The organism is Paraburkholderia hayleyella, assembly GCF_009455685.1.
In the GTDB taxonomy this organism is placed as follows: Bacteria; Pseudomonadota; Gammaproteobacteria; order Burkholderiales; family Burkholderiaceae; genus Paraburkholderia; species Paraburkholderia hayleyella.
In genome coordinates this window covers 1351317-1376361 of sequence record NZ_QPES01000001.1, presented here as the reverse complement: position 1 = coordinate 1376361, position 25045 = coordinate 1351317, and the positions used below count along the sequence as shown (strand labels likewise).

Annotated in this window: 23 protein-coding genes and 1 riboswitch; of the genes, 11 read left to right on the top strand and 12 right to left on the bottom strand. The window is 61.7% G+C overall.

The window, feature by feature from the left end:
• Positions 1–194: 194 nt before the first annotated feature.
• Positions 195–1583, bottom strand: coding sequence for a sigma-54-dependent transcriptional regulator (locus GH657_RS06305; protein WP_153099910.1), 1389 nt, complete (start codon positions 1581–1583; stop codon positions 195–197).
• 302 nt (positions 1584–1885) lie between these two features.
• Positions 1886–2152 (bottom strand): hypothetical protein, encoded by a 267-nt coding sequence (locus GH657_RS06300; protein ID WP_153099909.1) that lies wholly within the window; start codon positions 2150–2152, stop codon positions 1886–1888.
• Between the two features lie 395 nt (positions 2153–2547).
• Between GH657_RS06300 and GH657_RS06295 the strand changes: the two genes are divergently transcribed.
• The 5 genes from GH657_RS06295 to GH657_RS06275 all read left to right on the top strand — a co-directional run bounded on the left by GH657_RS06295 (position 2548) and on the right by GH657_RS06275 (position 7047).
• Positions 2548–3645, top strand: coding sequence for a sigma-54 interaction domain-containing protein (locus GH657_RS06295; RefSeq protein WP_153099908.1), 1098 nt, complete (start codon positions 2548–2550; stop codon positions 3643–3645).
• Positions 3646–3919: 274 nt separating this feature from the next.
• Complete coding sequence (locus tag GH657_RS06290; RefSeq protein WP_246174015.1) at positions 3920–4516, top strand: hypothetical protein; 597 nt, start codon at positions 3920–3922, stop codon at positions 4514–4516.
• The gene (locus GH657_RS06285) at positions 4513–5070 is read left to right on the top strand and encodes a hypothetical protein (RefSeq protein ID WP_153099907.1); all 558 of its coding nucleotides are present in this window, start codon (positions 4513–4515) and stop codon (positions 5068–5070) included. Before GH657_RS06290 ends, GH657_RS06285 begins: the two co-directional genes overlap by 4 nt.
• A 631-nt stretch (positions 5071–5701) precedes the next feature.
• Entirely contained in the window at positions 5702–6523 is an 822-nt protein-coding gene (locus GH657_RS06280) for an iron-containing redox enzyme family protein (RefSeq protein ID WP_153099906.1), read from the top strand.
• 20 nt (positions 6524–6543) lie between these two features.
• Positions 6544–7047, top strand: a complete 504-nt coding sequence (locus tag GH657_RS06275; RefSeq protein WP_153099905.1) for a VOC family protein — start codon at positions 6544–6546, stop codon at positions 7045–7047.
• A 64-nt stretch (positions 7048–7111) separates the two neighbouring features.
• On the opposite strand, the gene GH657_RS06270 is transcribed toward GH657_RS06275, so the two are convergent.
• Entirely contained in the window at positions 7112–8485 is a 1374-nt protein-coding gene (locus tag GH657_RS06270) for an ABC transporter ATP-binding protein (RefSeq protein ID WP_153099904.1), read from the bottom strand.
• A 45-nt stretch (positions 8486–8530) separates the two neighbouring features.
• Positions 8531–10279: an ABC transporter permease gene (locus GH657_RS06265; protein WP_153099903.1), complete on the bottom strand. Its 1749-nt coding sequence runs from the start codon at positions 10277–10279 to the stop codon at positions 8531–8533.
• Between the two features lie 992 nt (positions 10280–11271).
• Between GH657_RS06265 and GH657_RS06260 the strand changes: the two genes are divergently transcribed.
• A complete protein-coding gene (locus GH657_RS06260) occupies positions 11272–11538 on the top strand; it encodes a double-stranded DNA-specific endonuclease (protein WP_153099902.1) in 267 nt (88 codons plus the stop codon).
• A 93-nt stretch (positions 11539–11631) separates the two neighbouring features.
• Here GH657_RS06260 and GH657_RS06255 read toward each other — a convergent pair whose 3' ends face one another.
• Together GH657_RS06255 and GH657_RS06250 are read right to left on the bottom strand one after the other, a co-directional pair.
• Positions 11632–12951 (bottom strand): ATP-binding protein, encoded by a 1320-nt coding sequence (locus GH657_RS06255; protein ID WP_153099901.1) that lies wholly within the window; start codon positions 12949–12951, stop codon positions 11632–11634.
• Complete coding sequence (locus GH657_RS06250) at positions 12935–13660, bottom strand: response regulator (RefSeq protein ID WP_153099900.1); 726 nt, start codon at positions 13658–13660, stop codon at positions 12935–12937. The genes GH657_RS06255 and GH657_RS06250 overlap by 17 nt, the downstream gene beginning before the upstream one ends.
• A gap of 298 nt (positions 13661–13958) precedes the next feature.
• On the opposite strand from GH657_RS06250, the gene GH657_RS06245 reads away from it, so the two are divergent.
• Positions 13959–14531, top strand: a complete 573-nt coding sequence (locus GH657_RS06245) for a Spy/CpxP family protein refolding chaperone (protein ID WP_246174014.1) — start codon at positions 13959–13961, stop codon at positions 14529–14531.
• A gap of 69 nt (positions 14532–14600) precedes the next feature.
• On the opposite strand, the gene GH657_RS06240 is transcribed toward GH657_RS06245, so the two are convergent.
• A complete protein-coding gene (locus GH657_RS06240; RefSeq protein WP_153099899.1) occupies positions 14601–15299 on the bottom strand; it encodes a pirin family protein in 699 nt (232 codons plus the stop codon).
• Between the two features lie 268 nt (positions 15300–15567).
• A riboswitch (TPP riboswitch) is annotated at positions 15568–15686 on the top strand.
• 126 nt (positions 15687–15812) lie between these two features.
• On the opposite strand from GH657_RS06240, the gene thiC reads away from it, so the two are divergent.
• From thiC to GH657_RS06220, 4 genes are all read left to right on the top strand, one after another.
• A complete protein-coding gene (thiC, locus tag GH657_RS06235; RefSeq protein ID WP_153099898.1) occupies positions 15813–17744 on the top strand; it encodes a phosphomethylpyrimidine synthase ThiC in 1932 nt (643 codons plus the stop codon).
• 183 nt (positions 17745–17927) lie between these two features.
• A complete protein-coding gene (locus GH657_RS06230) occupies positions 17928–18140 on the top strand; it encodes a glycine zipper 2TM domain-containing protein (protein WP_153099897.1) in 213 nt (70 codons plus the stop codon).
• Between the two features lie 230 nt (positions 18141–18370).
• Complete coding sequence (locus GH657_RS06225; RefSeq protein WP_246174012.1) at positions 18371–18976, top strand: hypothetical protein; 606 nt, start codon at positions 18371–18373, stop codon at positions 18974–18976.
• Between the two features lie 172 nt (positions 18977–19148).
• Positions 19149–20075 (top strand): DMT family transporter, encoded by a 927-nt coding sequence (locus tag GH657_RS06220; RefSeq protein WP_153099896.1) that lies wholly within the window; start codon positions 19149–19151, stop codon positions 20073–20075.
• Positions 20076–20548: 473 nt separating this feature from the next.
• Here the strand turns inward: GH657_RS06220 and GH657_RS06215 are convergent, their stop codons facing one another.
• The 5 genes from GH657_RS06215 to GH657_RS06195 form a co-directional block, all read right to left on the bottom strand.
• Positions 20549–21148 (bottom strand): histidine phosphatase family protein, encoded by a 600-nt coding sequence (locus tag GH657_RS06215; RefSeq protein WP_153099895.1) that lies wholly within the window; start codon positions 21146–21148, stop codon positions 20549–20551.
• Positions 21133–21882, bottom strand: a complete 750-nt coding sequence (locus GH657_RS06210) for an adenosylcobinamide-GDP ribazoletransferase (RefSeq protein WP_153101663.1) — start codon at positions 21880–21882, stop codon at positions 21133–21135. Before GH657_RS06210 ends, GH657_RS06215 begins: the two co-directional genes overlap by 16 nt.
• A 40-nt stretch (positions 21883–21922) precedes the next feature.
• Positions 21923–23017, bottom strand: coding sequence for a nicotinate-nucleotide--dimethylbenzimidazole phosphoribosyltransferase (gene cobT / locus GH657_RS06205; RefSeq protein WP_153099894.1), 1095 nt, complete (start codon positions 23015–23017; stop codon positions 21923–21925).
• 97 nt (positions 23018–23114) lie between these two features.
• Positions 23115–23969: an ABC transporter ATP-binding protein gene (locus tag GH657_RS06200; RefSeq protein WP_153099893.1), complete on the bottom strand. Its 855-nt coding sequence runs from the start codon at positions 23967–23969 to the stop codon at positions 23115–23117.
• Positions 23966–25021: a FecCD family ABC transporter permease gene (locus GH657_RS06195; RefSeq protein WP_246174011.1), complete on the bottom strand. Its 1056-nt coding sequence runs from the start codon at positions 25019–25021 to the stop codon at positions 23966–23968. Before GH657_RS06195 ends, GH657_RS06200 begins: the two co-directional genes overlap by 4 nt.
• Positions 25022–25045 lie beyond the last annotated feature (24 nt).

The window sequence follows — 25045 nt, the reverse complement described above, 5'->3', positions numbered from 1 at the left end:
CCCACTGAGTGGGACACTCTCATGGCATGGATACATGACCTTGGCTCCTGGTTGAGGCGCATTCACGCGAATGCGCGAGATTGCCTCGAACCACTCACGCAAGTCCCGTGCCGCCGTCACCCTGTACTGGCCGCCAGGCCACTACTCATCGAATACCCACTTCGCGTGCGCCCGGCAGCATGGCCGGGGCGGGTTCAAGCTTGCGCAGGCTCGTCCGTGGCCGCATCAGCGGCGGATTGCGCCTCCTGGTTATATTCGACGAGGCGGTTATACAAAGTTTTAAGGCTGATCCCCAACACCTCCGCCGCCCGCGTTTTCACGCCGCCACATTGTTCGAGCGTTGCCAGGATCAGTTGCCGGTCGGCCTGCGCCAGCGACGTCCCAAAGGCAATCGTAACCGCCGTGCCCGCCGCGGGCCGCGCCAGCGAAATCTGCAACGGCACGGCGGCGACCTCCGCCGAATCCGTGCTCGACATGATGTAGGCGCGTTGCAGATAGTTCTTCAACTCACGGACGTTACCCGGCCACGCATAGCCGGACAGCATCTCCTTGAGCACGGTGGGCAGCTGTTTGTGCGTGCCGTGCTGCTCATTGAGTTCATCGAGAAACGCCTGCGCCAGCAGCGCCACATCCTGGCCGCGCTCGCGCAACGGGGGCAGACTGATCGGAAACACATTCAGCCGGTGATACAGATCCAGCCGCAAGCGGCCTTCCAGCACCGCCTGCTCAGGGTCGCAGTTGGTCGCCGCGATCAGCCGCACGTCGGTTTCGATCTCGCGCGTGGTCCCGACCCGCATGAACATCCCGGTTTCCAGCACGCGCAATAGCTTGACCTGAAGCTCGGCGGGCATCTCGGTAATTTCATCGAGAAACAGCGTGCCACCATTCGCTCGCTCGAAATAGCCCTTGTGCTGCCGGTCGGCCCCCGTGAACGCGCCACGCTCGTGACCAAACATTTCGGATTCGATCAGGTTCGGCGAGATCGCGCCGCAATTGACCGCGAGGAAAGCCTGCTTGCGCCGCAAGCTCAACTGGTGGATGGTCTGCGCCGCGACTTCCTTGCCGGTACCGGATTCGCCTGCGAGCATCACCGAGGCGGACGTGGGCGCGACCCGGCTGATCTGGTCGTACACCGCCTGCATCGGCGCGGAGTGGCCCAGCATCATCCCGAAACGTCCCATCCGGCGCAATTCGCCACGCAGCGTGCCAATTTCCGCTTTCAGATCACCCGTGCGCGGCAAGCGCGACAAAATCGCCTTGACGCGTTGCACGTTGGTCGGTTTCACGAGGTAATCGGCGGCCCCCATTTTCAACGCGCTCACGGCGGATTCGACCGTCGCATGACCTGTGATGACAATCACTTCGACGCCCGAGCGGGGGTCCAGCTCTTGTAGCAGATCAACGCCGCTGCCATCGGGCAGCTTAAGATCGGTGAACACCACGTCGGGCATCTGCCGCGTCAACTGGATGCGTGCTTCGCGCAGATCGGCCGCGAGCGCGGTGGTCAGGCCATCTTCCGCGATGATCACGGCAAGCGCGTCGCGGGTCTCGGCGTCATCATCGACAATCAGTACGTGTGGCATCGCATCTCGCAAGCCCGAAGGCATTGATGAAGGTGGAGCGAAACCGCTCACGCGAGGCATGCGTTCAGGCGCACCGTCTACTGGCGTGCACCTTCGCCGCTCTGGCGGAATCATTCAATTAGCATCACACGAACAACAATCATGAATAAAAATCGTAAGAATCGTCTGATTGTTGTTAATTTGTCGATTATACGGCTTATTTGAGATAGCCCATGGCGCGGTGCGGATCTGCAAGCCAGCATGCGGCACGCCAGGCGCCTCAGTTCGCTTTCCTGAACGTGCCGCTTATCTGAAACCGGGCTTTAGCTGCGTGGATAAGGCCAAGGCCTGGCGCCCGCGCGACGCCGCTCGACATTCAGGGTATGGCGAGCGCTCTCCTGCTCATGTGCCGCCTGATTCAGTGGCGGCGCAACGCCCGGCGCGAGTGAACCGCCCTCGCCCTCCCAACGGTTCAGCTCCCGCGCCAGCCGCACCTGGGAGGCACGCTGCTTTTGCGTCCACTGCCACACCAGCATTCCGCCCACCGCGGCCAATGCACCCATCAATATGCCTGTTCTCAGTCGTGCCATCTCTTGCTCCTTTTAAGTCCTTTTAAGTCCTTTTGCAGCGTAAAAATCCTGCTTCGCCTCATGCCGCGCCGCACCATGTCATGTCATGTCCCAGGCAAGACCAAGCGCGACCGCCAAGACTAATCAGGTCCATGGATACCACTCCGAGGCGACTCCCCCGGTTTCATCTGCGTTGCCTGCAAGCATCGTACCCACTGGCACACGAGATCCAGACTGCCCGTGCCTGTGACAGGTGTTCGGCGTCCTGCTGGCACGCATGCATCCATGCTTCCTGCATGACCGCGTTCATGCCGCGCCATGCTTTATGCAAGTGCACCTTGCTGGGACAGGCATGCCAGTGGTTAAATTGCACGCCTGGACACGCTAACGCTCCATTCATCCGTACAGGATCCTTGATGGCACCCACCGATCTGGACGCGCCAGCGGCTCATACAGCTGCCGCGCGCGGGCGCTCTGGCACCGCACCGTCGCACATGGCCCCAAGCGTGAATGGCCTGCAAACGTATGGTTTGCTCTACGGCTCGTCATCCGCGATGCTCGAACTGTACGCGCAGATCGACCACCTCGCGGCCACCGACGCCACGGCGCTGATTGTCGGCGAATCCGGCACGGGCAAAGAACTGATCGCCCGCACCATTCATCTGCACAGCACGCGTCACACGAAACCCTTCATCGCCGTCAACTGTGGCGCCATTCCCGATGACCTGATCGAAGCCGAGCTGTTCGGACACGAAAAAGGCAGTTTCACCGGCGCGGTGCAAGAACGCACCGGTTATTTCGAACACGCCAGCGGCGGGACGCTTTTTCTCGACGAAATCACTGAAATGACTCCCGCGCGGCAAGTCAAACTGCTGCGTGCACTGGAAACCGGAACGTTCTATCGCGTCGGCGGCAATGCGCTGATTCATGCCAACGTGCGAGTGATCGCCGCGACCAACCGCGACCCGGCAACCGCCGTCAAGGAAAACGGCCTGCGTGAAGATTTGCTGTACCGGCTTGCGGTGTTTCCGTTGCGCGCACCGCCGCTGCGCGAACGGGAAGACGACCGCGAACTGCTGGCCCAGCATTTTCTGTCCGAGCTGAACCACCAGGAAAACACGCACAAGGTTTTTAGCAAGCGTTCGCTCGATACCCTGCGCGGCTGGTCCTGGCCGGGAAATGTGCGCGAGTTGAAAAACGTGGTGTATCGCGCCTTCATCCTCGCGGAAAAAACGCTTGAGCTACCCCATCCGCACCAGGCGCTACGCGTGAAAAAACCGTTCGCGCCAAGCGACGCGATGAGCGTCTGGGTGGGCACGCCGCTGGCCGAGGCGCAAAAACAGATCATTCTCGGCACGCTCAAGCATTGCAACGGCGACAAGCGCCGTGCAGCCAAAACGCTCGGCATCAGCCTGAAAACGCTCTATAACCGCCTGAGCCTCTACGATCAGGCGGACGCTAGCGAGATCAACGACCTCCACCACGCTGACGACACGAACAGCGCCAACGCATAACGACAACGTGTAACGCCAACGCATAACGACAACGGCGCGCCCCAGGTATTTTTACAAGACAAGCCAGGGCCTGCGATCCTCCTTGCCGTCATCCCCAAGTTTTTGCAAATCCTTGCAATTCCCCCCTGCCATTTTCAGCAGGCATCCTGCACAATGCCGCTCGCAAACGACCGGATGATGGACCGGATCGCCCCCGGACAAAACCGGATAAAACCCAGCACTACGATGTATCTGGGTGGTGGCACAGCAAGCCGCCAGCAGTCAGGAATGCCTCATGCAAAACACGATGGACCCAACGTGCCCGACGCGCACCTCGCCTCGGGCATACGCGCTTACGGCTGTCGCCGCGATCACACGAGGCGCGTTATTACTCGTAGCAGCCAGCGTGGCGACGGCATTGAGTGGCTGCAGCTCGCTCTATACCGAAACCGCCACCACAGGCGCGGGCATTGCCGGTGCCGCGCTCGCCGCCAAGGTCACGAACAACGCCGCCGTCGCCTCAGGTATTGGCCTCGGCGCAGTAGCCCTGGCCCGTGCAGGCGTGCAGTATTCCCAGCGCGTGATTCATCGTGATACGCAAAACCGCATCGCTGCCGCCGCTGGGGGGCTCGATACCGGAGCCATCGCCAAGTGGAGCGTCCAGCATGCCGTCCCCATCGAAAACGACGAACACGGCAGCGTCACCGTCAGTCGCACGATCAGCAGCGGTGCGCTCGATTGCAAAGAAATTGTGTTTTCGGTCGATCAGGCAACCAGCACCAAGACGGCCGCCAGCAGCGCGTTTTACGTCGCGGCGATCTGCCGCGACGGCACGACATGGAAATGGGCCTCGGCTGAACCCGCCACCGAGCGCTGGGGAGCCCTGCAATGACGGCTCATTTCGAGCGCCTCAAGCATCTCAAGCATCTCAAGCATCTCAAGCAGGCCAGCGTGACTTGGGGAGTGGCGCTGTGTCTCAGCCTGAGCGTACTGTGCAGTGGCTGTGCCTCGGTGGGGGCGGCCAGCGGTGCAGCGGCAGGCATGCTCTCGGGGCTGGTGAGCGCGAACCCTGCCGTAGGGATCGGCGTAGGCATCGCCGTGCAAGCCGCCACGGACGAAGCCGTCAAGCGCTATATGAAATCCATGCACGGCGATCAGCAAGATGCCATTGCCGCCCTGGCGGGCGGGCTGGCAGTGGGTCAGAGCCGTCCTTGGCAAGTGCAACACATACTGCCGCTCGAAAACGGCCGCGGCCAGGTTCGGGTCACGCGGGCCTTCAGTTCGGCGCTCGCGCTATGCAAAGAATTTATGTTTTCGGTCGCGCAAGGCAGCAAGCCCGATGCCCCCGAGGCCTGGTACAACGCCAGCGCCTGCCAGAGCAGCGGTGGCGGCTGGAAGTGGGCTCAGGCCGAACCCGCCGTCGCGCGCTGGGGCAACTTGCAATAACGCTGGACAGGCCGCCGGCCTGAGCACCCATCCAGCGGCTCGGCCGTGCAACGCGATGCCGCAATGCTTTTCTATTTGCCTTTCTGTTTTATCTGCTTGATCTGTTTCATTTGCCTTCAGAACTGGCTCATGGCCTGATTTTCAGCTAAAAATCAGCAATCTTAATCAATTCAATAATCGACTAATACACAATATATAATTCTCAGCAATCCTATTATTTATTGCCTATACTACCCGCACTTTCCAACCTTAATGACAATACTTAAATCGCGCTCAAGTTCACGTCATTAATGCAGGTGAAACGGCAATCGAGTAGCCATTCTTTTTCGCCGCTATTCGTCTGTTTACCGAGACACAGCCCGGTGACGCGCTCCCGCGAACACAACACCCAGATTCTCCACGAACTCATCTCACTGGTTCTTTTTGTCAATCCTCAGCGCTACCTTTTCACGCCATCGCCCCGTGTTTTATATCTAGTCAGGAGGATGCATGACGAACAAGTTCCCGTTTTAATTTACCCGGCCAGCCGTATCGATTCGTCGATGCACACGTGTTAAATAACGTTCTTCATACTCGCCATAACAAGAACAAAGATAAATGCGCGCATGAAATCAGGTACGAGGTACTTAACATGCACAAGATCAATATCAACTGGAATTCAGGCGATAGTAGCCAGTTCTGGAACATGGCGGACCTTTTACAGGAGCAAACCGTTGAGCTTGCTGGCGATCTGTTCGCATTCGTCGAACGCGCCGCGCCCGATGAGCTGAACTCCATCCTCATTCAATACCGCTTCTTCACTGTTTATTACATCCCGGATATCGCCATCCTCATCGCTCGCCTTCAGGATGGCAAACTTCGCAGCTTTATGGCCGACGTCCTGTTCGACGAACTGGGCCGGGGCGACCCTGCCGGAGCGCATCCGCGTCTCTATGACGATTTCCTGAGAAGCCTCAACAGCCAGAACGACGAACTGGACTCGCTGGCGCTAGCCGACAATATCGACATTCTCGACAGTACCCGCAGCAAACTCGTCAGCAGCAACACGAGTTCCGCCTACTCGGTCGGGCTACGAGGCATGGGGGGCGAATGCGTGTGCCAGATCTACCTGGCAAGGCTCTACGAGCACCTCATCAAGAATCCGTTCATTCAGCAAAACCGGCCGTCCATTGACTGGAGGTTCTGGGACCTGCATATCGGCGAACACGATATCGCGCATCGGCTCACGACACGCCAGTTAATCAACGAAGAAATCATCCAGCAAGGCAACGAAGCAATCAGTGACCTCGGGCTCGGCTACCAGGAGAGCATGCATTCGTGGGGAGACTTCTGGAATAACGTCCTCGCCTCCGCGACATCTTCCGATGTCAGACGCACGCGGATTTCCTCCACTTTTGAGTTTCAGCCTGCGGCCTTGTCTGCCGGCATAAGCCATAACGTCACGCTTAACTAGTTTTATTTGCGGAGCCTGATATGAAACAAACTCACGCGCAATTTCACCTCGCCATAGCCGTGTTCGACCTGGAGGTATCGCGGCAGTTTTATCGTGATGTGTTGGGGGGCGAGGAAGGACGGTCCACAGACAACCTGATCGACTTCAACTTCTATGGCCATCACCTGGTGCTGCACATCGCACCGGAACAATGCGCCCGGACATCGGGGACGTTTGAATCGAAGTTTCACGACGAGAAGGTCACCGTGCCACATTTTGGCCTGAATTTCGACAGGCAAACCTGGAGCGAACTGGCTGAGCGAATCAAGTCACGGAATTATCCGTTCGTCGATCCCCCTCACGTGCGCATGGCGGGAAAACCGGGCGAACACGCCACCCTCTTCATCATGGATCCCTCGGGCAACGCACTTGAGTTCAAGGCCTTCAAAAACCACGATGAGGTGTTTTCGAAAATCTTCGATCCGAAGACCCGCGATCTATCCAGCCTTGAGGCAGAAGTGGCTGCCGCCGTCTATCAAACGTAACGTCGAGCATTCGATGCCCGCGCGAACCCGGCTAAAATCATGCCGGTTCGCGCGGGCTCTACTTTCAGGATTCGACATCCTCCAGACTGAAAATTTCAGTCTGGTCGTTGTACGAGAAAATTTCACCATAACGGCCCCAGTTGATCACCGCGTCGAGCGTTTCTTCGGCGGCGCTGTCCGAGAGAAAATCTTCCAGTTCCTGCTCGAAACGCACGCGCGGTGCGCGATGTCCGGGGCGCTCATTGAGCACTTTCTTGATCCGTGCCGCGAGCGGCACATGGCGCAGCAAATGCTCGGCGAACATCAGCTTGCGCTCCTGGGTGCCAAACTCGGCAAACACGCGGGCAGGCGGTGTCAGGAAAATATCGCCCTCGCGCACATCGGCAAAGCCCAGATGCTGCAACACTTCGGCTACCGGGAACAGATCGTCCACCTCCAGATGCAGCGAACGCGCAATTTCAGGCATATCCGCGCGACCGTGATACGGCGCGGCGGCGAGCATTTCGATCAGACCCGCCATCAGGTTGGTCGACACATGCGGCAGCCAGTTGCCCAGCTCCAGCCCCCGGCGCATCGCTTCGCCGATCTGGCGCGCGGTCATCTTGGCGTAGATGTCGTCCACAAGGCGGCGGAACGCCGGATCCAGCCGGTTACGCGGATGCTTGAACGGCACCTTGATTTCAGCGATCACCCGCCCCGGATTGGATGAGAGCACCAGGATCCGGTCGCACATGAACACCGCTTCTTCGATGTTGTGCGTGACGATCAGCACCGCCTTGATCGGCATGCGCCCCTGCGTCCATAAATCGAGCAGGTCGGTACGCAAGGTTTCGGCAGTCAGCACGTCGAGCGCGGAGAACGGCTCGTCCATCAGCAGCAGCGTCGGATCGACCACCAGCGCGCGGGCAAAACCCACGCGCTGGCGCATGCCGCCCGAAAGCTCGCGCGGATAGGCATTCTCAAACCCGTCGAGACCAATCAGGTCGATCGCGGCGAGCGCGCGTTCGCGTCGCTCGCGTGCGCCGACGCCTTGCGCTTCCAGCCCCGCTTCGACGTTTTGCAGCACCGTCAGCCACGGAAACAGCGCGAAGGTCTGGAACACCATCGCCACGCCCTTGGCCGGACCCGAAACCGGCTCGCCCAGATAGCTGACCTCGCCATCGGTCGGCTCGATCAAACCCGCGATGATGCGCAGCAAGGTGGATTTGCCCGAGCCCGAGCGGCCTAGCAGGCCGACAATTTCGCCCTCACGCAGCGTCAGGTTGACATCGTCGAGCACGAGCAGTTCGCCCTGGGTTTTATTGAACCCCCGGCAAACATCCTTCACTCGCAGGATTTCAACGCTCGTGTTCGCCCCTTGTGCACCCGTGTGGGACGGCGTGGCCGCCGAAGCAGAAGCCGCAACGGTGGCGGTTTTAGGGGGTTTGGAATTTTGCATCGCGTTTTGCCTCAATGTTGCCCAGTCTCAGTCTTCATTCCAGTTTCAGTCGAGCCGCAGCTTCGCTTCGGCATACGCGTACAGCGGACGCCATAGCAGGCGGTTAAACAAGGTCACGAATAGCGACATCACGGCAATGCCCATGATGATCTTCGGATAGTCGCCCGCCTCGGTGGTCTGCGCAATGTAGGCGCCCAGGCCATGAGCCACCACCCGGGTGTCGCCCCACTGCACGTATTCGGCGACGATGCTGGCGTTCCACGCACCGCCCGAGGCCGTGATCGCACCCGTGACGTAATACGGAAAAATACCTGGCAGCATCACCTGACGCCACCATTGCCAGCCGCGAATCTGGAGGTTCGCCGCGGCTTCGCGGTAATCGTTGGGATAAGCGCTGGCCCCGGCGATCACATTGAACAGGATGTACCACTGCGTGCCCAGCACGATCAGCGGTGACAGCCAGATGTCCGGGTTCAGGTGAAAACGCACGATCAGCAGCACGAATACCGGAAACAGCAGGTTGGCCGGAAACGCCGCCAGAAACTGCGCGAGCGGCTGGATTTTTTCAGCGAGTGCGGGCCGCAGGCCGATCAGCACACCGATCGGCACCCACACCACCGACGCCAGCGCAATCAGCAAAATCACCCGCAGCAGCGTGGCGAGCCCAAGCAGGAACACATGACCGACCTCATCAAGCGAGACACCCGTACGCACGTAGGCCACGACGTAATACACGATGTACACCGTCGCGGCGAGCACCACGCTGGCCCAGACGAGATCGCCCCAGCGCGAGGCGGGCCCGGACTGCGAGCGGGTATGCCTCGCTTGCTTGCGCCATGCGGGCAAACGCAGCGGTACGCGCGCGGCTTTGGCAAAGAGCCAGCCCACCGGCACCAGCAAACGATGAATCAGCCGCGTGCGGCGGATCAGGTCGAGCAGCCAGGATTCGGGGGCATTGCCAGAGCTGGTGGTTTCCATGCGGAACTTGTCGGCCCACGCCACCAGCGGACGGAACAGAAGCTGGTCATAGGCGAGGATCACGATGGTCATGGTCAGGATGACCCAGCCAATTGCATGCAGATCGGTGTTCGAGATCGCCTGTGCCAGATAAGAGCCAATGCCAGGCAATGTGATGGTGTTGTTGCCAACCGTGATGGCCTCGGAAGCGACGACGAAAAACCAGCCGCCCGACATCGACATCATCATGTTCCAGATCAGGCCGGGCATCGAAAACGGCACTTCCAGCTTCCAGAAGCGCTGCCAAGCGGTCAGATGAAACCCGCGCGAGACTTCATCAAGATCGCGTGGCACCGTGCGCAGCGACTGATAAAAGCTGAAGGTCATGTTCCACGCCTGGGCGGTGAAAATAGCGAAGATCGCCGCCAGTTCCGCGCCCAGCACGCGCGCTGGAAACAGCGCGAGAAAAAACGTCACCGTAAAGGAGATATAGCCCAGCACCGGCACCGATTGCAGGATGTCGAGAATCGGCACCAGCACCTGCCCGGCCCGGCGGCTCTTGGCCGCCAGCGTGCCATAGAGCAGCGTAAACACCAGTGATGCGACCATCGCCGCCAGCATGCGCAACGTGGTGCGCATCGCGTATTCCGGTAAATGGGTCGGATCCAGCGAGATGGTCTGGGTTTTGAGCGTGGCAATGGGCGCCATCGTTTCGTGAAAACCGATCGCAGCCATCGCTATCACGCAGATGATCAGGGGAAACGCCACAAAGTCCCAGCGGTTGGGTAAAACCCGCCACGCCGAGGCACTAGCCGTCCGGTTTGGGTTGAAATCCATCAAAGCCCCTCCCCGCGCACAAGCTGCGAGATGTGCGCGATGTGCGAAATGTGCGAGATGTGCAATGGCGCCGGGATAATGCCGGGGGTCACCCAGGCACGGCTGCAAAAAAGGCGGTCCGGACAGTGGAATTCAAACATGGCTAAACGCATGGGCGCGGTGATTCGTTGGCGTGAACAACGCGTGGACCGGCGAGAGACAAACCGGCACGACACTACTACTTCCTGTATTTCAGGGCCATCCGCGACATGCCCGGCGATCGGGCCTGGATTGCAGCGGGATTCAGTTCAGAGTCAAAACGGATAAGACTGCAATTTGGCCGACAATTTGGCCGACAATTTGGCTGACAATTTGGCTGACATCAGACGCAGCAGCGAATAAGCCGCCAGCGCCTCATGCCGGCTGGCGGCCCGTGGCCAGGTCACGTGAAGGCTTAAACGCTTCCCGTAATGCGTGCAGGCGCCCAGCAGAAGCCTCTGGCGGCACCATGGCAAGTGGGCGCAAGCCGTTCAGCAGTTCAAGCCATTCCGTTAACTTTCAGCTCATTGAATGAAGCCAACGGTGATCGCGGAGCGGATGGTACAGCAAGAGCGGAATGCCGCCGTGCGTGCGCCAGACCGCAAACCCCGCAAACCAGATAGCCGCAGCAGCGGCGGACCCCAGGCGTTAAGACCGGTACCCACAATCTGGCGGTATCACACGCCATCCCGGCAACGCTAGCCAAACCCGCCTCCCCAGCGCGTCCTGGCACAATCCCGGAATTATGCCGTGAAGCCCGCCATCGCGGAACCCGCCGTGACGAACAATCCGTTAAAAACTTTCACGCGAGCCGCGAACAACATGCTGAAAATGCGCTGAAAACGGGGTCAAGGCAAAGCCCGCCTTGCTTTCCGGCTCCTTCTCGGGCCATGCCGGCGGGCGGGCCATTTCAAGGCTTTTGTGAAGGCGGGTATGATCGACCCTCACCACGCATTGCGTAACAGGAGGTTTGCATGAAGGGAAATCTGGTGATTGTCTGCCGCGATCAGGACGCTAATGCGTTCGACCAGTTGATGGCCGAATATGGCGCATTCCAGACGCGCTTATCGTCCACCGCGTGGTATCTGAAAATGGACGTCGCGCCAGAAATTATTCAGGAAGAAATTCTCGCGCTGCTCGGCAAATACACCACGCATTACATCTTCGAAGCCGAAACCGTCACCTGGAATACCGTCGATAGCGATGCCGCTACCGCACTCAACACGTTATTCGGCGAGTAAGGCCCGCGCTACAGCCCGGCACCTTGCAACCTGCGCCGCGTCCCTCGCCCGGGCCGCGCGGCGCTTTCCCCCCGAGGGCTCCAGCCACCGCGCTCACCCTGCATCGGTCATGGCCGCTGTCCGTGAGCGCGATGCCAGCGGAAACACCATGCGCACACGCAAACCATGCCCCGTCTCCGTCTGATTGGTAATTTCGCACTCGCCGCCCGCGCGCCGCACTAGCCGCTCGACAATCGCCAGCCCCAAGCCGCTATGGCCGTTACCGCCGCGCGCCGGATCGAGCCGCACAAAGGGCCGGCTGGCATTTTGCAAATCGTGCGCAGCAATGCCGCGGCCATGATCGCTGACCGATAGCGTAAAACCCTCTGCCGTGCGCGCCGTGGCCACCACTACTGGCGGCTCGCCATACGCATGCGCGTTATCCAGCAGGTTCGATAAAATCCGGTCCAGCGTCGCCGCCGGCAAACGAAATGCCGCCCCCGCCGCCAGATCGGTTTGCACCGCGGCAGCGGGGGCGCTCACCGCACGGTAGTTGTGAATCACGCGCTCACACTGTGCGTCGACCTCCACCACCCCGCTGCGATCCGCGCTATCGTGCGCGAACACCAGAAACTGCTCGACGATATGCGTCATCGAATCCACATCGCGCACGACGCCATCGCGCATCCTGGCGTCATCCATCATTTCGGCGCGCAGGCGCAAGCGCGCGAGCGGGGTCTTCAGATCGTGCGCGACGCCCGCTAGCATCACCGCGCGGTCATTCTCGGTGCGGGCGACTTCCTGCACCATCTGGTTGAAACCTTGCGTGAGCTGACGCAACTCACGCGGGCCCCGTTCGGGCAGCGGCGGCACAGGCAAGTTGCGGCCAAAGCGCGTCACCGCCTGGGCCAGCAAACGCAAGGGCCGCTGCAACTGCCAGGCCGCGAGCAGCGCCGCCATCACCGCCGCCGAAAAAATCATCGTCAGCCACAACACCATGCGATCCAGCGAGCGCGGCGGCCGCAGCGGCTGAACCGGCACCACGATCCAGTTGCGATCGCGGGCGGCTTTCACCCAGAGTGTCGGCGGCTTGCCCGGCATGCCAAGACGAACTTGCGTCGTGGCTGGCAAACGCTCGCGCAGATCATCGAGAAAACGACGCAGCGGCTCTGGCAAATCGGTGCGGTTTTCAGGCACATCGGGGCTTTGCGGATCGACGAGCTGCACCCGCGAAGGCAAAGGTTGATCGGGTGCATGGATCACGTGCTGTCGCACGGCATCGACCACGAACACGGCTTCTTCGACGGCGTAACGGGTCTGCTGCTGGTTGCGCTCAAGGCGCATCAAGGCATACCAGGCGAAATGCGACAGCAGCAGCGAACCGATGACCAGTAGCGCCAGCCGCCCGAACAGCGAATCAACCGCTCGTCGCATGCTGCTCGCCATTCGGCACGAAAACATACCCCCGGCCTCGCACCGTCTGGATAAAACGCGGCAGCGCCGGATCGGTTTCGAGAATGCGGCGCAAACGCCAAACCTGCACGTCGATGCCGCGATCGGTGCCGTCGTATTCAGGACCGTGGAGCAGCTCCAGCAAACGCTCACGGGTGAGCGTGCGCATCGGATGGTTGACGAAAATTTTCAGGAGCGCGAATTCGCTACCGGAAAGCACGACCGGTTTGCCATCGTGATCCAGCATGCGCGCCTGGAAATCGAGCGAGAAACGGCCGAAGACGAACGGCTCGCGTTGCTCGGGTGCGGCAGCCGTTACCGAGGTTTGCCTGCGGCGCAGCACGGCCTGCACCCGCGCCAGTAACTCGCGCGGATTAAACGGTTTGCCAAGATAATCATCCGCGCCCAGTTCGAGGCCGACGATGCGATCGATGTCATCGGCGCGAGCCGTCAGCATGATGACCGGAATGTCATCGCCCGACGCGCGCAGCCGCCGCAGCGCCGTCAGGCCATCCACCCCGGGCATCATCAGATCGAGCACGATCAGATCGGGCCGTTCGCGCTCCAGCCTGCGCTCAAGTGTGGCGGCATCATGCAGCACCGAAACCTCGATGCCTTGCCGGACCAGATATTCGCGCAACAAATCGCGCAATTCGGCGTCGTCATCGACGACAAGAATTTGAGTAGTCATGGGACGCAAGTTTAAACCGCGCGGCCCTGCTTTCAGGTGTGTGGCAGGGGGCAAAAGGTTACCGGGAGTTACCGCCTGTTACGACGAAAGGCGCTCGTAATGCCGCGTAACAACGGCGCCTCTGTGCGTAATACAGCACAGCGCGGCAGCGCTTAGGCTGTGCCCTGACCCGCGTGAAGTCCGCGCTTTCCTGACGTCAGCCAAGCCGCGCCCCCTGTTTTTGTTTTTGCCGCGGCCGCTGTGTCATGACAAGCATGAGGCTCTCAGCGGCCTGGTTTTTCATTTAAGGAGCTCTGCCATGTTTGCCATGTTCAATCGTTTTTCCACACGCTCGCCGCGTCTGCTCACCGTCACCGCCACGGCCCTGTCGCTGGTCATGGGCAGCGCCTACGCCGCCTCGTCCGATGACACCCCCGGCCCCGGCTGGCATGGCCACGGGATGCTGCGGCAGATTAGTCAGCTACACGACCCGTTGCATCTGAATGCCGCCCAGGAACAACAATGGCAAACGGCGCTCGCCACCACTCAGCAAAACCGTCAGGCCGCCCGCGCCAGCCATGAGCAAATGAAACAGCAATTCCAGGCGCTGCAACAGCAGCCGATTCTTGACCTGAATGCATTGCACGCCGCCCAGCAACAGGCGCAGCAGCAAGCGGCGCAACGCCGTGAGCAAACTATTGGCGCCTGGCTAGCGGTCTACAACGGTCTCGACGATCAGCAAAAAACGTTAGTCAGCACCGCGCTCAAACAGCATTTCGCGCGGATGGAAGCGCGCCACGGCAAGATGCGCAAGCTCATGAAACCGCATGGCCCGGCTACATCCGCAGCAGCAGCGGCACCGGCAGCGTCGGCTCCGGTGGTCCAGCCGTAAGCGGCTCAGCCCGCACAGAGCAGCAAGGCCCCGGCCAGGCGTGAGCCTGGCCGGGGCCTGATCCGCCTTTCAGGCCAGATCGAACAGCAACACCTCGGCGTTCTCACCCTGCTCCAGCGTGACAGCCTCCACCGCGCTCAACATCGCCGCGTCGCCCGCCGTGAGTATCGTACCGTTCACGCTCAACCTGCCGCGTACCAGATGCACATAGGCCTGCCGTCCAGGCGCGAGCGCCAGCACCGCGCGCTCCGGGCCATCGAACAAGCCCGCATAGATCGACGCATCCGCGTGAATCGTCACCGCGCCCTCGCGTCCATCGGGTGCGGCTACGATGCGCAAGCGCCCGCGTTTTTCCGCCTCGCCGAAGCGCTTTTCTTCGTAACCGGGCGGCTCGCCGATGCGCTGCGGCAAGATCCAGATTTGCAGCAGATGCAGCGGCGCTTCTTTCGACGCATTGAATTCGCTATGCCTCACGCCCGTGCCCGCGCTCATCCGCTGCACGTCACCGGGGCCGATCGTCGAGCCATTGCCCATGCTGTCGCGGTGCGCCAGCGCACCTTCGAGCACATAGGTGACGATCTCCATGTCACGGTGACCATGCGCGCCAAAGCCTTGGCCCGCTTCGATGCGGTCTTCGTTGATGACCCGTAGCGGGCCGAAATGCATGTGCTTCGGATCGTGATAATCGGCAAACGAAAAGCTGTGATACGAATCGAGCCAGCCGTGATTGGCGTGGCCGCGTTCGGCAGAACGACGAATCTCGAGCATGATGTTCTCCCTGACCCTGCGTGTGAATGTGAATGCGGGAAATACCGTGGCGCATCGAGGCGTCTCGATGCGCCTCAAGGAAGCGAGTCTCGAATGTAGGGGTGAAGCGCGCTTTTCACAATCGCGCCAAAAGCACCGGATCGTTCTATTAATCACGGTAATAAAACGAATCCAATCTCCGGCGATGCCCCTCGCCAACGCCCTCGCGCAGCCTGCCGCCGGTTGTCTGGCGGTTGCCAGTTTCCAGCCCGGCGGTGTATCGTGTGCGCTGCTAACGCGGGGGTCCTGCGGTGCAGCCTGTTGCAAACGGCGCGCCACGTGGGTGAGAAATACCCTTTGAACCTGATCTGGATAATGCCAGCGCAGGGAAGCGTCCGGGCTTCGCCATACTCCTGCGCCCATCCAGCGCATCCCGTCTGCGAACCCGCCCTCTTCCCCTCGCCCGTCTTCCTTCCAGCCTCCAGCCGTTCCGCCCCGTCTCCTGCGTAGCCCCCACCCCATCAGGAGAGACGCATGAACGCCAACCCCAAATTCCTTTCGGCCGACGCCCATGTCGATGAAGCCGCCGTTGCACCGCTGCCGAATTCCCGCAAAATCTACGTCACGGGCTCCGAGCCCGACATTCGCGTGCCGATGCGCGAAATTATCCAGGCCGATACGCCTGACAGCTTCGGTGGCGAAAAAAATCCACCGGTCTACGTCTACGACACCTCGGGCCCCTACACCGACCCGCAAGCCCAGATCGACATCCGCGCGGGCTTGCCCGCCCTGCGTCAGCGCTGGATCGAAGCACGCGGCGATACTGAGGCGCTATCCGGCCTGAGCAGCCATTTCAGCCGCGAGCGTGCGAGCGACGACGCCACCACCGATCTGCGCTTTCCGGGGCTACAGCGCACCCCGCGTCGCGCACGCAGCGGCGCCAACGTGACCCAGATGCATTACGCCCGGCAGGGCCTCATCACGCCCGAGATGGAATACATTGCGATCCGCGAAAACCAGTGCCGCGCGGAGTACCTCGAAAGCCTGCGCACGAGCGGCCCGAACGGCGCCAAGCTGGCCGCCATGATGGGCCGCCAGCATCCGGGCCAGAGCTTTGGCGCGGCCACGTTCGATCCCGGCGCGCTCACGGCCATCACGCCGGAGTTCGTGCGCGATGAAATCGCCCGCGGACGCGCGATCATCCCCGCCAACATCAATCACCCGGAAAGCGAGCCGATGATCATCGGCCGCAATTTCCTCGTGAAGGTCAATGCCAATATCGGCAACTCGGCGGTGACCTCGTCGATTGGCGAGGAAGTCGACAAGATGACCTGGGCGATCCGCTGGGGCGGCGACACGGTGATGGACCTGTCGACCGGCAAGCACATTCACGAAACACGCGAATGGATCATCCGCAACAGCCCCGTGCCCATCGGCACGGTGCCGATTTACCAGGCACTCGAAAAGGTCAACGGCCGCGCCGAAAACCTGACCTGGGAAATCTTCCGTGACACGCTGATCGAGCAGGCCGAGCAAGGCGTCGATTACTTCACGATTCACGCGGGCGTGCGTTTGCAATACGTGCCGCTGACAGCGAAACGCATGACCGGCATCGTCTCGCGCGGCGGCTCGATCATGGCGAAATGGTGTCTCGCGCATCACCGCGAAAGCTTTCTCTACGAGCATTTCGAAGACATCTGCGAAATCATGAAAGCGTATGACGTGAGCTTTTCGCTAGGCGATGGCCTGCGTCCCGGTTCGATCTACGACGCCAACGACGAAGCCCAGCTCGGCGAGCTCAAAACCCTGGGCGAACTGACGCAAATCGCATGGAAGCACGATATCCAGACCATGATCGAAGGCCCCGGCCACGTGCCGATGCAGCTCATCAAGGAGAACATGGATCTGCAATTGCAATGGTGCGACGAAGCCCCGTTCTACACGCTCGGCCCGCTCACCACCGATATCGCGCCAGGCTACGACCACATCACCTCGGGTATCGGGGCGGCGATGATCGGCTGGTTTGGCACGGCGATGCTCTGCTACGTCACACCCAAGGAGCACCTGGGGCTACCCAACAAGGACGACGTCAAGACCGGCATCATCACCTACAAGCTCGCGGCCCACGCCGCAGATCTGGCCAAGGGCCACCCTGGCGCGCAGGTGCGGGATAACGCGCTGTCGAAAGCGCGTTTCGAGTTCCGCTGGGAAGACCAGTTCAACCTCGGGCTCGATCCGGACAAGGCACGTGAATTTCACGACGAAACGCTGCCCAAGGATTCGGCCAAGGTCGCGCATTTTTGCTCGATGTGCGGGCCGCATTTCTGCTCGATGAAAATCACTCAGGACGTGCGCGAATTCGCCGCGCAGCAAGGTCTCAGCGATGACGAGGCACTGCAAAAAGGCATGGAAGTCAAAGCGGTCGAATTTATCAAAAACGGCGCGGAAATCTATCGCCGCCAGTAAGAGCGACTTACGCCAGGCGAGGCCGGTCCGGACGTAGCCCGGAACCGGCTGCTCGCGCAGCGTGCGGCTGCAACATCTCATTACAACAATCTCGCGGCCACCCGTTACCATCCTGCAAGTAAGCTGTTCAACCTGTCGTTTGCCGTTTGCCTTTTTCCCTTTAATTAACCAGAGGAATACACCATGAAATCCATTCAACGAATAAGCGCGCTGGCGATTGTCCTAGCCACCGTCATGAGCCTGTCTGCCTGTGACAACATGACCCGCCGCCAGCGCGATACCGCCATCGGCGCAGGTATTGGCGCTGCCGCTGGCGCGGCCATTGGCGACAATGCGCTGTCAACGATCGGTGGCGCGGCAGCGGGTGGCCTGATCGGCAATCAGATCGGGAAGTAAACCGAAACCGCGCACGCGGCGCTTTTGCGCAGCATTTTGCAATACCGCCTACCTGTTTTCCCCGCAGCGCCTGCCTGTTGTACAGTCAGGCGCTGTTTTCATTGCTTCAGACCTGAACTGAAATAAGCGGTTACCCGATCGCAACCTGGCACAAGCCGCAACGACGTATGCTCCAGGCATCATGTCGTGTGCGTCGTCTGCACCCTGCGATGCCTCATCAGGAGTTTGCCGTGTCTACCGTTTTTTCTGCCTATCGTTTCATCAGTTCCATCAGTTCCATCAGTTCCATCAGTTTCATCAGCTTCATCAGCTTCATCAGCCGCGCCCTCAACGCCGTCCCCAGCCACTCAAGCACTCGTTCAGCCCGCCGCTGGGCCCGGCCACTGGTCTTGCCCGCGCTCGCGCTGAGCCTTTCCGGCTGTTATTACGCTGGCCCCTATGGTTATGGCTATAGCCCGTATGGCTATGGCAGCTATTACTCCACTGATTACTCCACTGTTCTCCCTGGCACGGCGGTTCAAACAGAAACCGTTGTCACTCCGTCTGGCGTAGATACCAGCGCCAACGTCCAGCAAACCACGTTCACCACCACCACCACGCAATACGCACCGGTTGTCGTCGCACCGCCGCCCGTCTATCTCGCTCCTCCGCCCGTTCCCGTTTACTACCCGGCTTATTCGACGTGGTACGGCGGCCCCCGCTGGTGGGGCGCGCCAGCGATATCGCTCAACTTTAACGGCTATTGGGGCGGGCACCGGGGATACGGGGCATACGGAGGCGGTCGCCGGGGATACTGGGGCGGATATCGGGGCTACCGGGGACGCGGGCGGCGCTAAACCCGCTGTTCGTGAGCAATAAGCCCGGGCAAGCCACTCGCAAACCCTCCCCGCGCTCGCCAATCGAGGCGTGCTGAGGCATGCTGTTTCATTCAAATGTAAAAATTTTTGTTAAAAAGAGGTGCTACCATGCCCTCGCGTTCCGCTTGACTCCTTGCGCGAGGCTTCTTCGATGACCCCCGGTAACCTCCTTCAGTTGCTCATCCTCGCGGCCTTATGGGGTGCCTCTTTTCTTTTTATCCGGGTGGGAGTGGGCGATTTCGGCGTTGCGCCACTCATGGCGCTGCGAGTCGGCATCGGCGCGCTGTTTTTACTGCTTGTGCTTTTCGCCCGGCGTCCCGCACGCGAAATCTTTGACACCGTTCGCCGCCGCGCCAAGCCATTGCTTGTGGTGGGCATTCTGAACTGCGCCGCGCCGTTTTGCCTCTTCGCCTATGCGGAGCTGACGCTATCGGCCGGCGCCACCTCGGTGATCAACGCGGCCACGCCGTTATGGGGCGCGCTCATCGCGTTTCTCTGGCTCAAGGAACGTTTGAGCCCGTTGCGCAGCATCGGGCTCATCATCGGCTTCGCAGGCGTGCTGCTGCTCGTCTGGAACCAGATCGCCGCGCCGCATGACAGCACTGCCACCGTGCTCACTACCGCGCTCGCCGCGGCCGCCGCGCTGGCCGCAACCTTGTTCTACGGCATCGCCGCAAACTGCACGAAACGCTATCTGGGTGGTGTCGATCCCCTGACCTCGGCCGCAGGCACCATGACGGGCGCCACGCTCGTATTGCTGCCTTTTGCCTTCGCCAGCTGGCCTGCGGCACCGGTCTCAGTGTCAGCCTGGAGCGCCGTCATCGCGCTGGGCGTGGCCTGCACCGGGGTCGCCTATATGCTGTTTTTTCATCTGATCGCCGCAGCGGGCCCTACTCGCACGATCACCGTGACCTTCGTGATTCCTGTCTTCGGGATTTTGTGGGGCACGCTGTTTCTTGACGAACAGGTTTCTGGCGGCATGCTGCAAGGCTGTGCGGTGATCCTGCTCGGCACGGCGCTGGCAACCGGTGCCATTCGGCGCATCCCAGGCATGAGTCGCGCCACGACGCCTGAATAAAGCCCGAATCAGTGCGCCCGGCCAGCCGGACACACCCAAAAAAAATGCCCGTGCTTCATCGAAGCACGGGCTATTAAACCGTCACCTTACGAGGATAGGTGACGGGGCCAGCGGGGCCCATAAGAGGTCTTCGCACCCGGCGAACCCTACATGGACCAGCATCGGGCCTGGCACAGACGTATCCGCCTGAGCCTGCAACCATTCAATGGCTCGTAAAACATCCTTTTATCTTTCTCTACACCGCCCCATCACGCCCCCGGATACAGCGCTTCAGCCAATAAAAGCAGGTTGCATGCCAGAAACCTTCACGCACGCCAAAGCCTCAATAAGCTATTGATTTTTAATAAAATTAATCAAATGGAAGAAGCTTGAAGGACGCTGCGAGGGAGTTTGACGGCAGCAATGTCACGTTACGTTACGTGTGGGCGCCGGAACATGGGGAGGCCTCAGGTACCCACCGCAAAGCGCTAGCGTCAGGCGTTCCAATGCAGCAGTGACCAGCTTTGGCCCGCCCGCGCACGGCGCAACCAGACAATACGACCCGTTTCAAGCGGCCATGCAAGGCAGTGTTCAAGTGGCAGCGCCAGGGCCTGCGCTGCCAGCACGCGCATCACGCCCGCATGCGTGACGGCATGCAACACGGCGTCATCATGAGAAGAAACAGCCGCCAGCCACTGCCCGACCCGCGCGCTCACCTGCGCCACGCTTTCGCCGCCATGTGGCCGTGCGCCCAGAAGATCCGCAGCCCAGGCCTCTAGCGCCGCCCGTTCGATCGCATCCCAGCGCTGGCCTTCCCATGTGCCGAAATTCATCTCGCGCAAGCGCTCGTCGCTGTGCCATACCCCGCCGCCGTCGCGGCCCCATTGAGCCGCGAGCGCCGCGGTCACCGCAGCGGCCCGCGTCAGCGGGCTCGACTGCATGGCGTCGGGAGCCGGTGCGCCCAGCCTGTGCAGCCGCTGCATCAGCGCCCGCGCGCCTTGTTCGGGGGGCTCGGCTAGCGCCACATCGAGCGCGCCGTAGCACACACCTTCTGCAATGGCTAGCGCCGGATGGCGCATCAAGATGAGATCCATGCCAGCCCCAGCAGATAAAGCGCCAGCTCGAACACTTGCTGGGCGAAGCCCAGGCAATCGCCGGTATAGCCGCCGAGACGCCGCACGAAATAACGGCCCAGCGCCATGCGCAAGCCCAGCAGCAGCGCCAGCGCTGCCACGCCCAGGCGCCAGTCGGGCCAGAACAGCCAGATACCGCCCGTGCCCAGCGCCCAGGCAAACCCCGCCTTCGACAACCGCTGGGCCACGGGCTTGGCCCGGCCTTCGGGGCGCACGTAGTCGAGCGTCAGCAAATAGCTGATCGCGCCCATCCGGCTCGCGGCATGCGCGGCGATCATGAGCCAGGCCGCTCGCATGGGCGGCAGCGCCGCCAGCGTCTGCCATTTCAGGCCAAGCACCAGCAGCAGCGCCAGCGCGCCAAAAGCGCCGATGCGCGAATCGTGCATGATGCGCAAGGTGTCCTGGCGCGTATAAGCCCCACCAAACGCATCGACGCTATCGGCCAGCCCATCCTCATGAAACGCGCCTGTCACCAGCAGCGTCGCCACCAGCGACAGCAGCACCGCGACCGGCGCGGGCCACAGCCGCAAGGCGGCGAGATACACGCCCGCCCCGAGCGAGCCCACCAGCGCGCCGACCAGCGGAAAATACCGCGCCGCCGCATTCAGGTAATGCGGCTCATAACCCACCCAGCGGGGCACCGGGATACGTGTGAAATACCCCAGCGCGGTAAAGAAGTAGCGCAGCTCCCGCAGCAACCACACGCGCAGCCCGGCTCGCAAGGGGCCGGGGCCCTTAACGGACGTCACCCTGGACATCGCGTTCGGCAATGCCTGCGGATTCGAAGCTCGCCATTTCGTTGAGAATCGCCAGCGCCGCGCGCAAGAGCGGCAACGCCAGCACCGCGCCCGTGCCTTCGCCCAGGCGCAAATCGAGCGTCAGAAGCGGCTGCGCGCCAAAGTAATCGAGCATGCGCCGATGGCCCGCTTCATTCGAGGCGTGCGCAAACACGCAGTATTCGCGGACCGCTGGCGCCAGCGCATCCGCGACCAGCAGTGCCGCACCCGCGATAAAACCATCGACCAGAATCGTCATGCGTGCCTGTGCGGCGGCAAGATAGGCACCCGCCATCATCGCAATCTCGAAACCGCCGAAGGTTGCCAGCACGTCCACGATCTCCATCGCGTCCATCGTGTCGGGCCGGCTCGCGCCCACATCGTGATGCGCCAGCGCCGCCGCCAGCACATTGCATTTTTTCGCCAGCCCGGCGTTGTCGAGACCGGTGCCGCGCCCTACGCATTCTTCGATCGGCACACCGCACAGGCAGCTCATCAGGCACGCCGCCGACGAGGTATTGGCAATACCCATCTCGCCCAGCCCGATCACATTCGTGCCAAGCGCCGCATGACGGCGCACGCAGGCGGCCCCGGCTTCCAGAGCGGCCAGCGCCTGAGCGTGGGTCATCGCGCGTTCATGGGCAAAATTGCGCGTGCCGGCCCCAAGCGGAATATTGATCAAACCCGCTGCCGCCGGGAGCGGCACGACCACGCCCGCATTGACCACTTCGAGCGTGACACCGCTCACGCGGCTCAACACGTTGATCGCCGCCCCACCGGAGAGAAAGTTCGCCACCATCTGCGCGGTCACGGCTTGCGGATACGAACTCACGTCTTCGTGCGCGATACCGTGATCGGCGGCAAAGACAATCATCACGGGCCGCTCGATGGTCGGCTGCAGGCTTTGCTGAATCAGGCCCATCTGGCGCGCCAGGGTCTCAAGCCGCCCGAGGCTGCCTGGCGGTTTGGTCTTGGTGTCGATCCGGTGTTGCAGCTCAGTACGTAACGTCTGGTCTAGCGGCTCAACAACCGGCACGGCAAAAGAAGCATTCATGGGATTCCGGGTGAAAGGGAAAAATCAGCGAAACGGCAAGGCCTGCACAGCAGGTCTTGCCCTATCAGGCATGCCTTTGCCATGCCTTTGCTTTTAGTCAAAGCCACAAGCCCGGCGCATAGCCATGGAGCGCGGGCACCAGCGCCTCATACCCGCCGTCCCGGATCAGCACCAGCGGATAGCCAAATGCGCGGCTCGCCCGTTCGGGCGTCAGCACCTCGTGCACCGGCCCGCCCTGCGCCCCCCCCTGGCCATCGAGCAATAAGGCATGAGTGGCAAAACGGCGTGCAAGGTTCAGGTCATGGCACGAAAACACGACGATCCGCCCGGATTCCCCGGCCCATTTGCCGAGCGCCTCAAGGCAGCCGACCTGATGCTGCAAGTCGAGATGCGACAGCGGCTCGTCGAGCAGCAGCAAGGGCGCCGCCTGGCACAACACGCCCGCGAGCGCGACCCGTTGCCGCTCGCCGCCCGAAAGCGACAGCACATCGCGTGCCGCCAACGCGGCCAGCCCTAATGTATCGAGCGCGGCAGACGCAGCGACGCGATCGGCGGGCTGCTCCCAGCCCCAGCCCGCCAGATGCGGCAAGCGGTTCGCCAGCACGCTTTCCAGCACGCTCAGGCTAAAGGCGTCATGCGTGTCCTGCGGCATCAATGCCCGACGGCGCGCGAGCGCCATAGCCGGCCAGTGCGCCAGCGCCACCCCATCCAGCTCGATCTGCCCCGCCGCGGGCGGCAGCACGCCCGCCAGCACCGAAATCAGCGTTGTCTTGCCCGCGCCGTTCGGCCCCGCAAGACACCAGATCTGGCCTGCCGCAAACGTCTGGGTCAATGGCGCCAGCAGCAGGCGGCCCCCCGCGCGCAACGTCAAATCGCGCACGCAGAGCGATGCCGCGGCGGGTGCCACGGCAAAAGGCCAAAAAGGGGAAGAAAGTTCGATACCGGACCTCATCCACGCCGCCTGCGCAAAAGCATCCAGAGAAAAACCGGCACGCCGCTCAAAGCGGTGATCACGCCGACGGGCAATTGCGCGGGGGCGATCACTGTACGAGCCACCAGATCCGCGCCCATGACGGCGATACCGCCGCCAAACGCCGCCGCGGGCAGCAACATGCGCTGATCGTTGCCGAACAGCAGCCGCAGCATATGCGGCACCACCAGCCCGACGAAGCCAATCGTGCCGCCCGTAGTCACCGCCGCGGCTGCCGCGAGCGACGCCACCAGATACACCCTCAGCCGCAACCGCAGCACAGGAACACCCAGCGTCTGGGCTACGACATCGCCCCGCAACAGCACATTGAGTTGCGCGGCCACCGGCACGATCAGCGCCAGCCCGACCAGCAAGGCCGCGAGGGCAACCCAGGGCACACCGCCCGCACTCAGATCGCCAGTCAGCCAGAACAGCATGCCGCGCAGACGGCTATCGGGTGCGAGCGTCAAGAGCAGTGTGATGAGCGCGCCCCAGCCCGCCGCGACGACCACGCCCGTCAGCAACAGGCGTGGCGAGGCATCGTACGGTTCGCCCTGCCACAGCGTGCGGTGCGCGAGACCCAGCACCAGCACGATCGAAACCAGCGCACCCGCCAGGGCGCTGGCATTGACCCACCACCACGCGGCCCCGCTCATCATGGCGAGCAACGCAAAACTGGCCGCACCGCCCGACACACCCAGGACATAGGGCTCTGCCAGCGGATTGCGCAGCAGCACCTGCAACAGCGCCCCCGCCAGCGCCAGCAGCGCGCCGCAAGCGAAGCCCGCGAGCGCGCGGGGCAAACGCAGGGTGAGGATGATGTCGGATGCCAGATCGCCCTGCGCGGGCATTCGCCCCCAGGACGTGAGCGCCGCCAGCACCTGACGGGGTGTCAACAGCACACTGCCGATCGCCAGCGAGGCCAGCAGCGCCAGCAACGCCAGTAGCGCCAGAGCCAGCCAGATCAGCCGCGCCCGCCGGCCGTTCATGGCATGGCGTCCGCCAGCGTGGTATTGCGCCGCCGGCTCAGACATCCCGCCTCAACCCACGGCGCACGT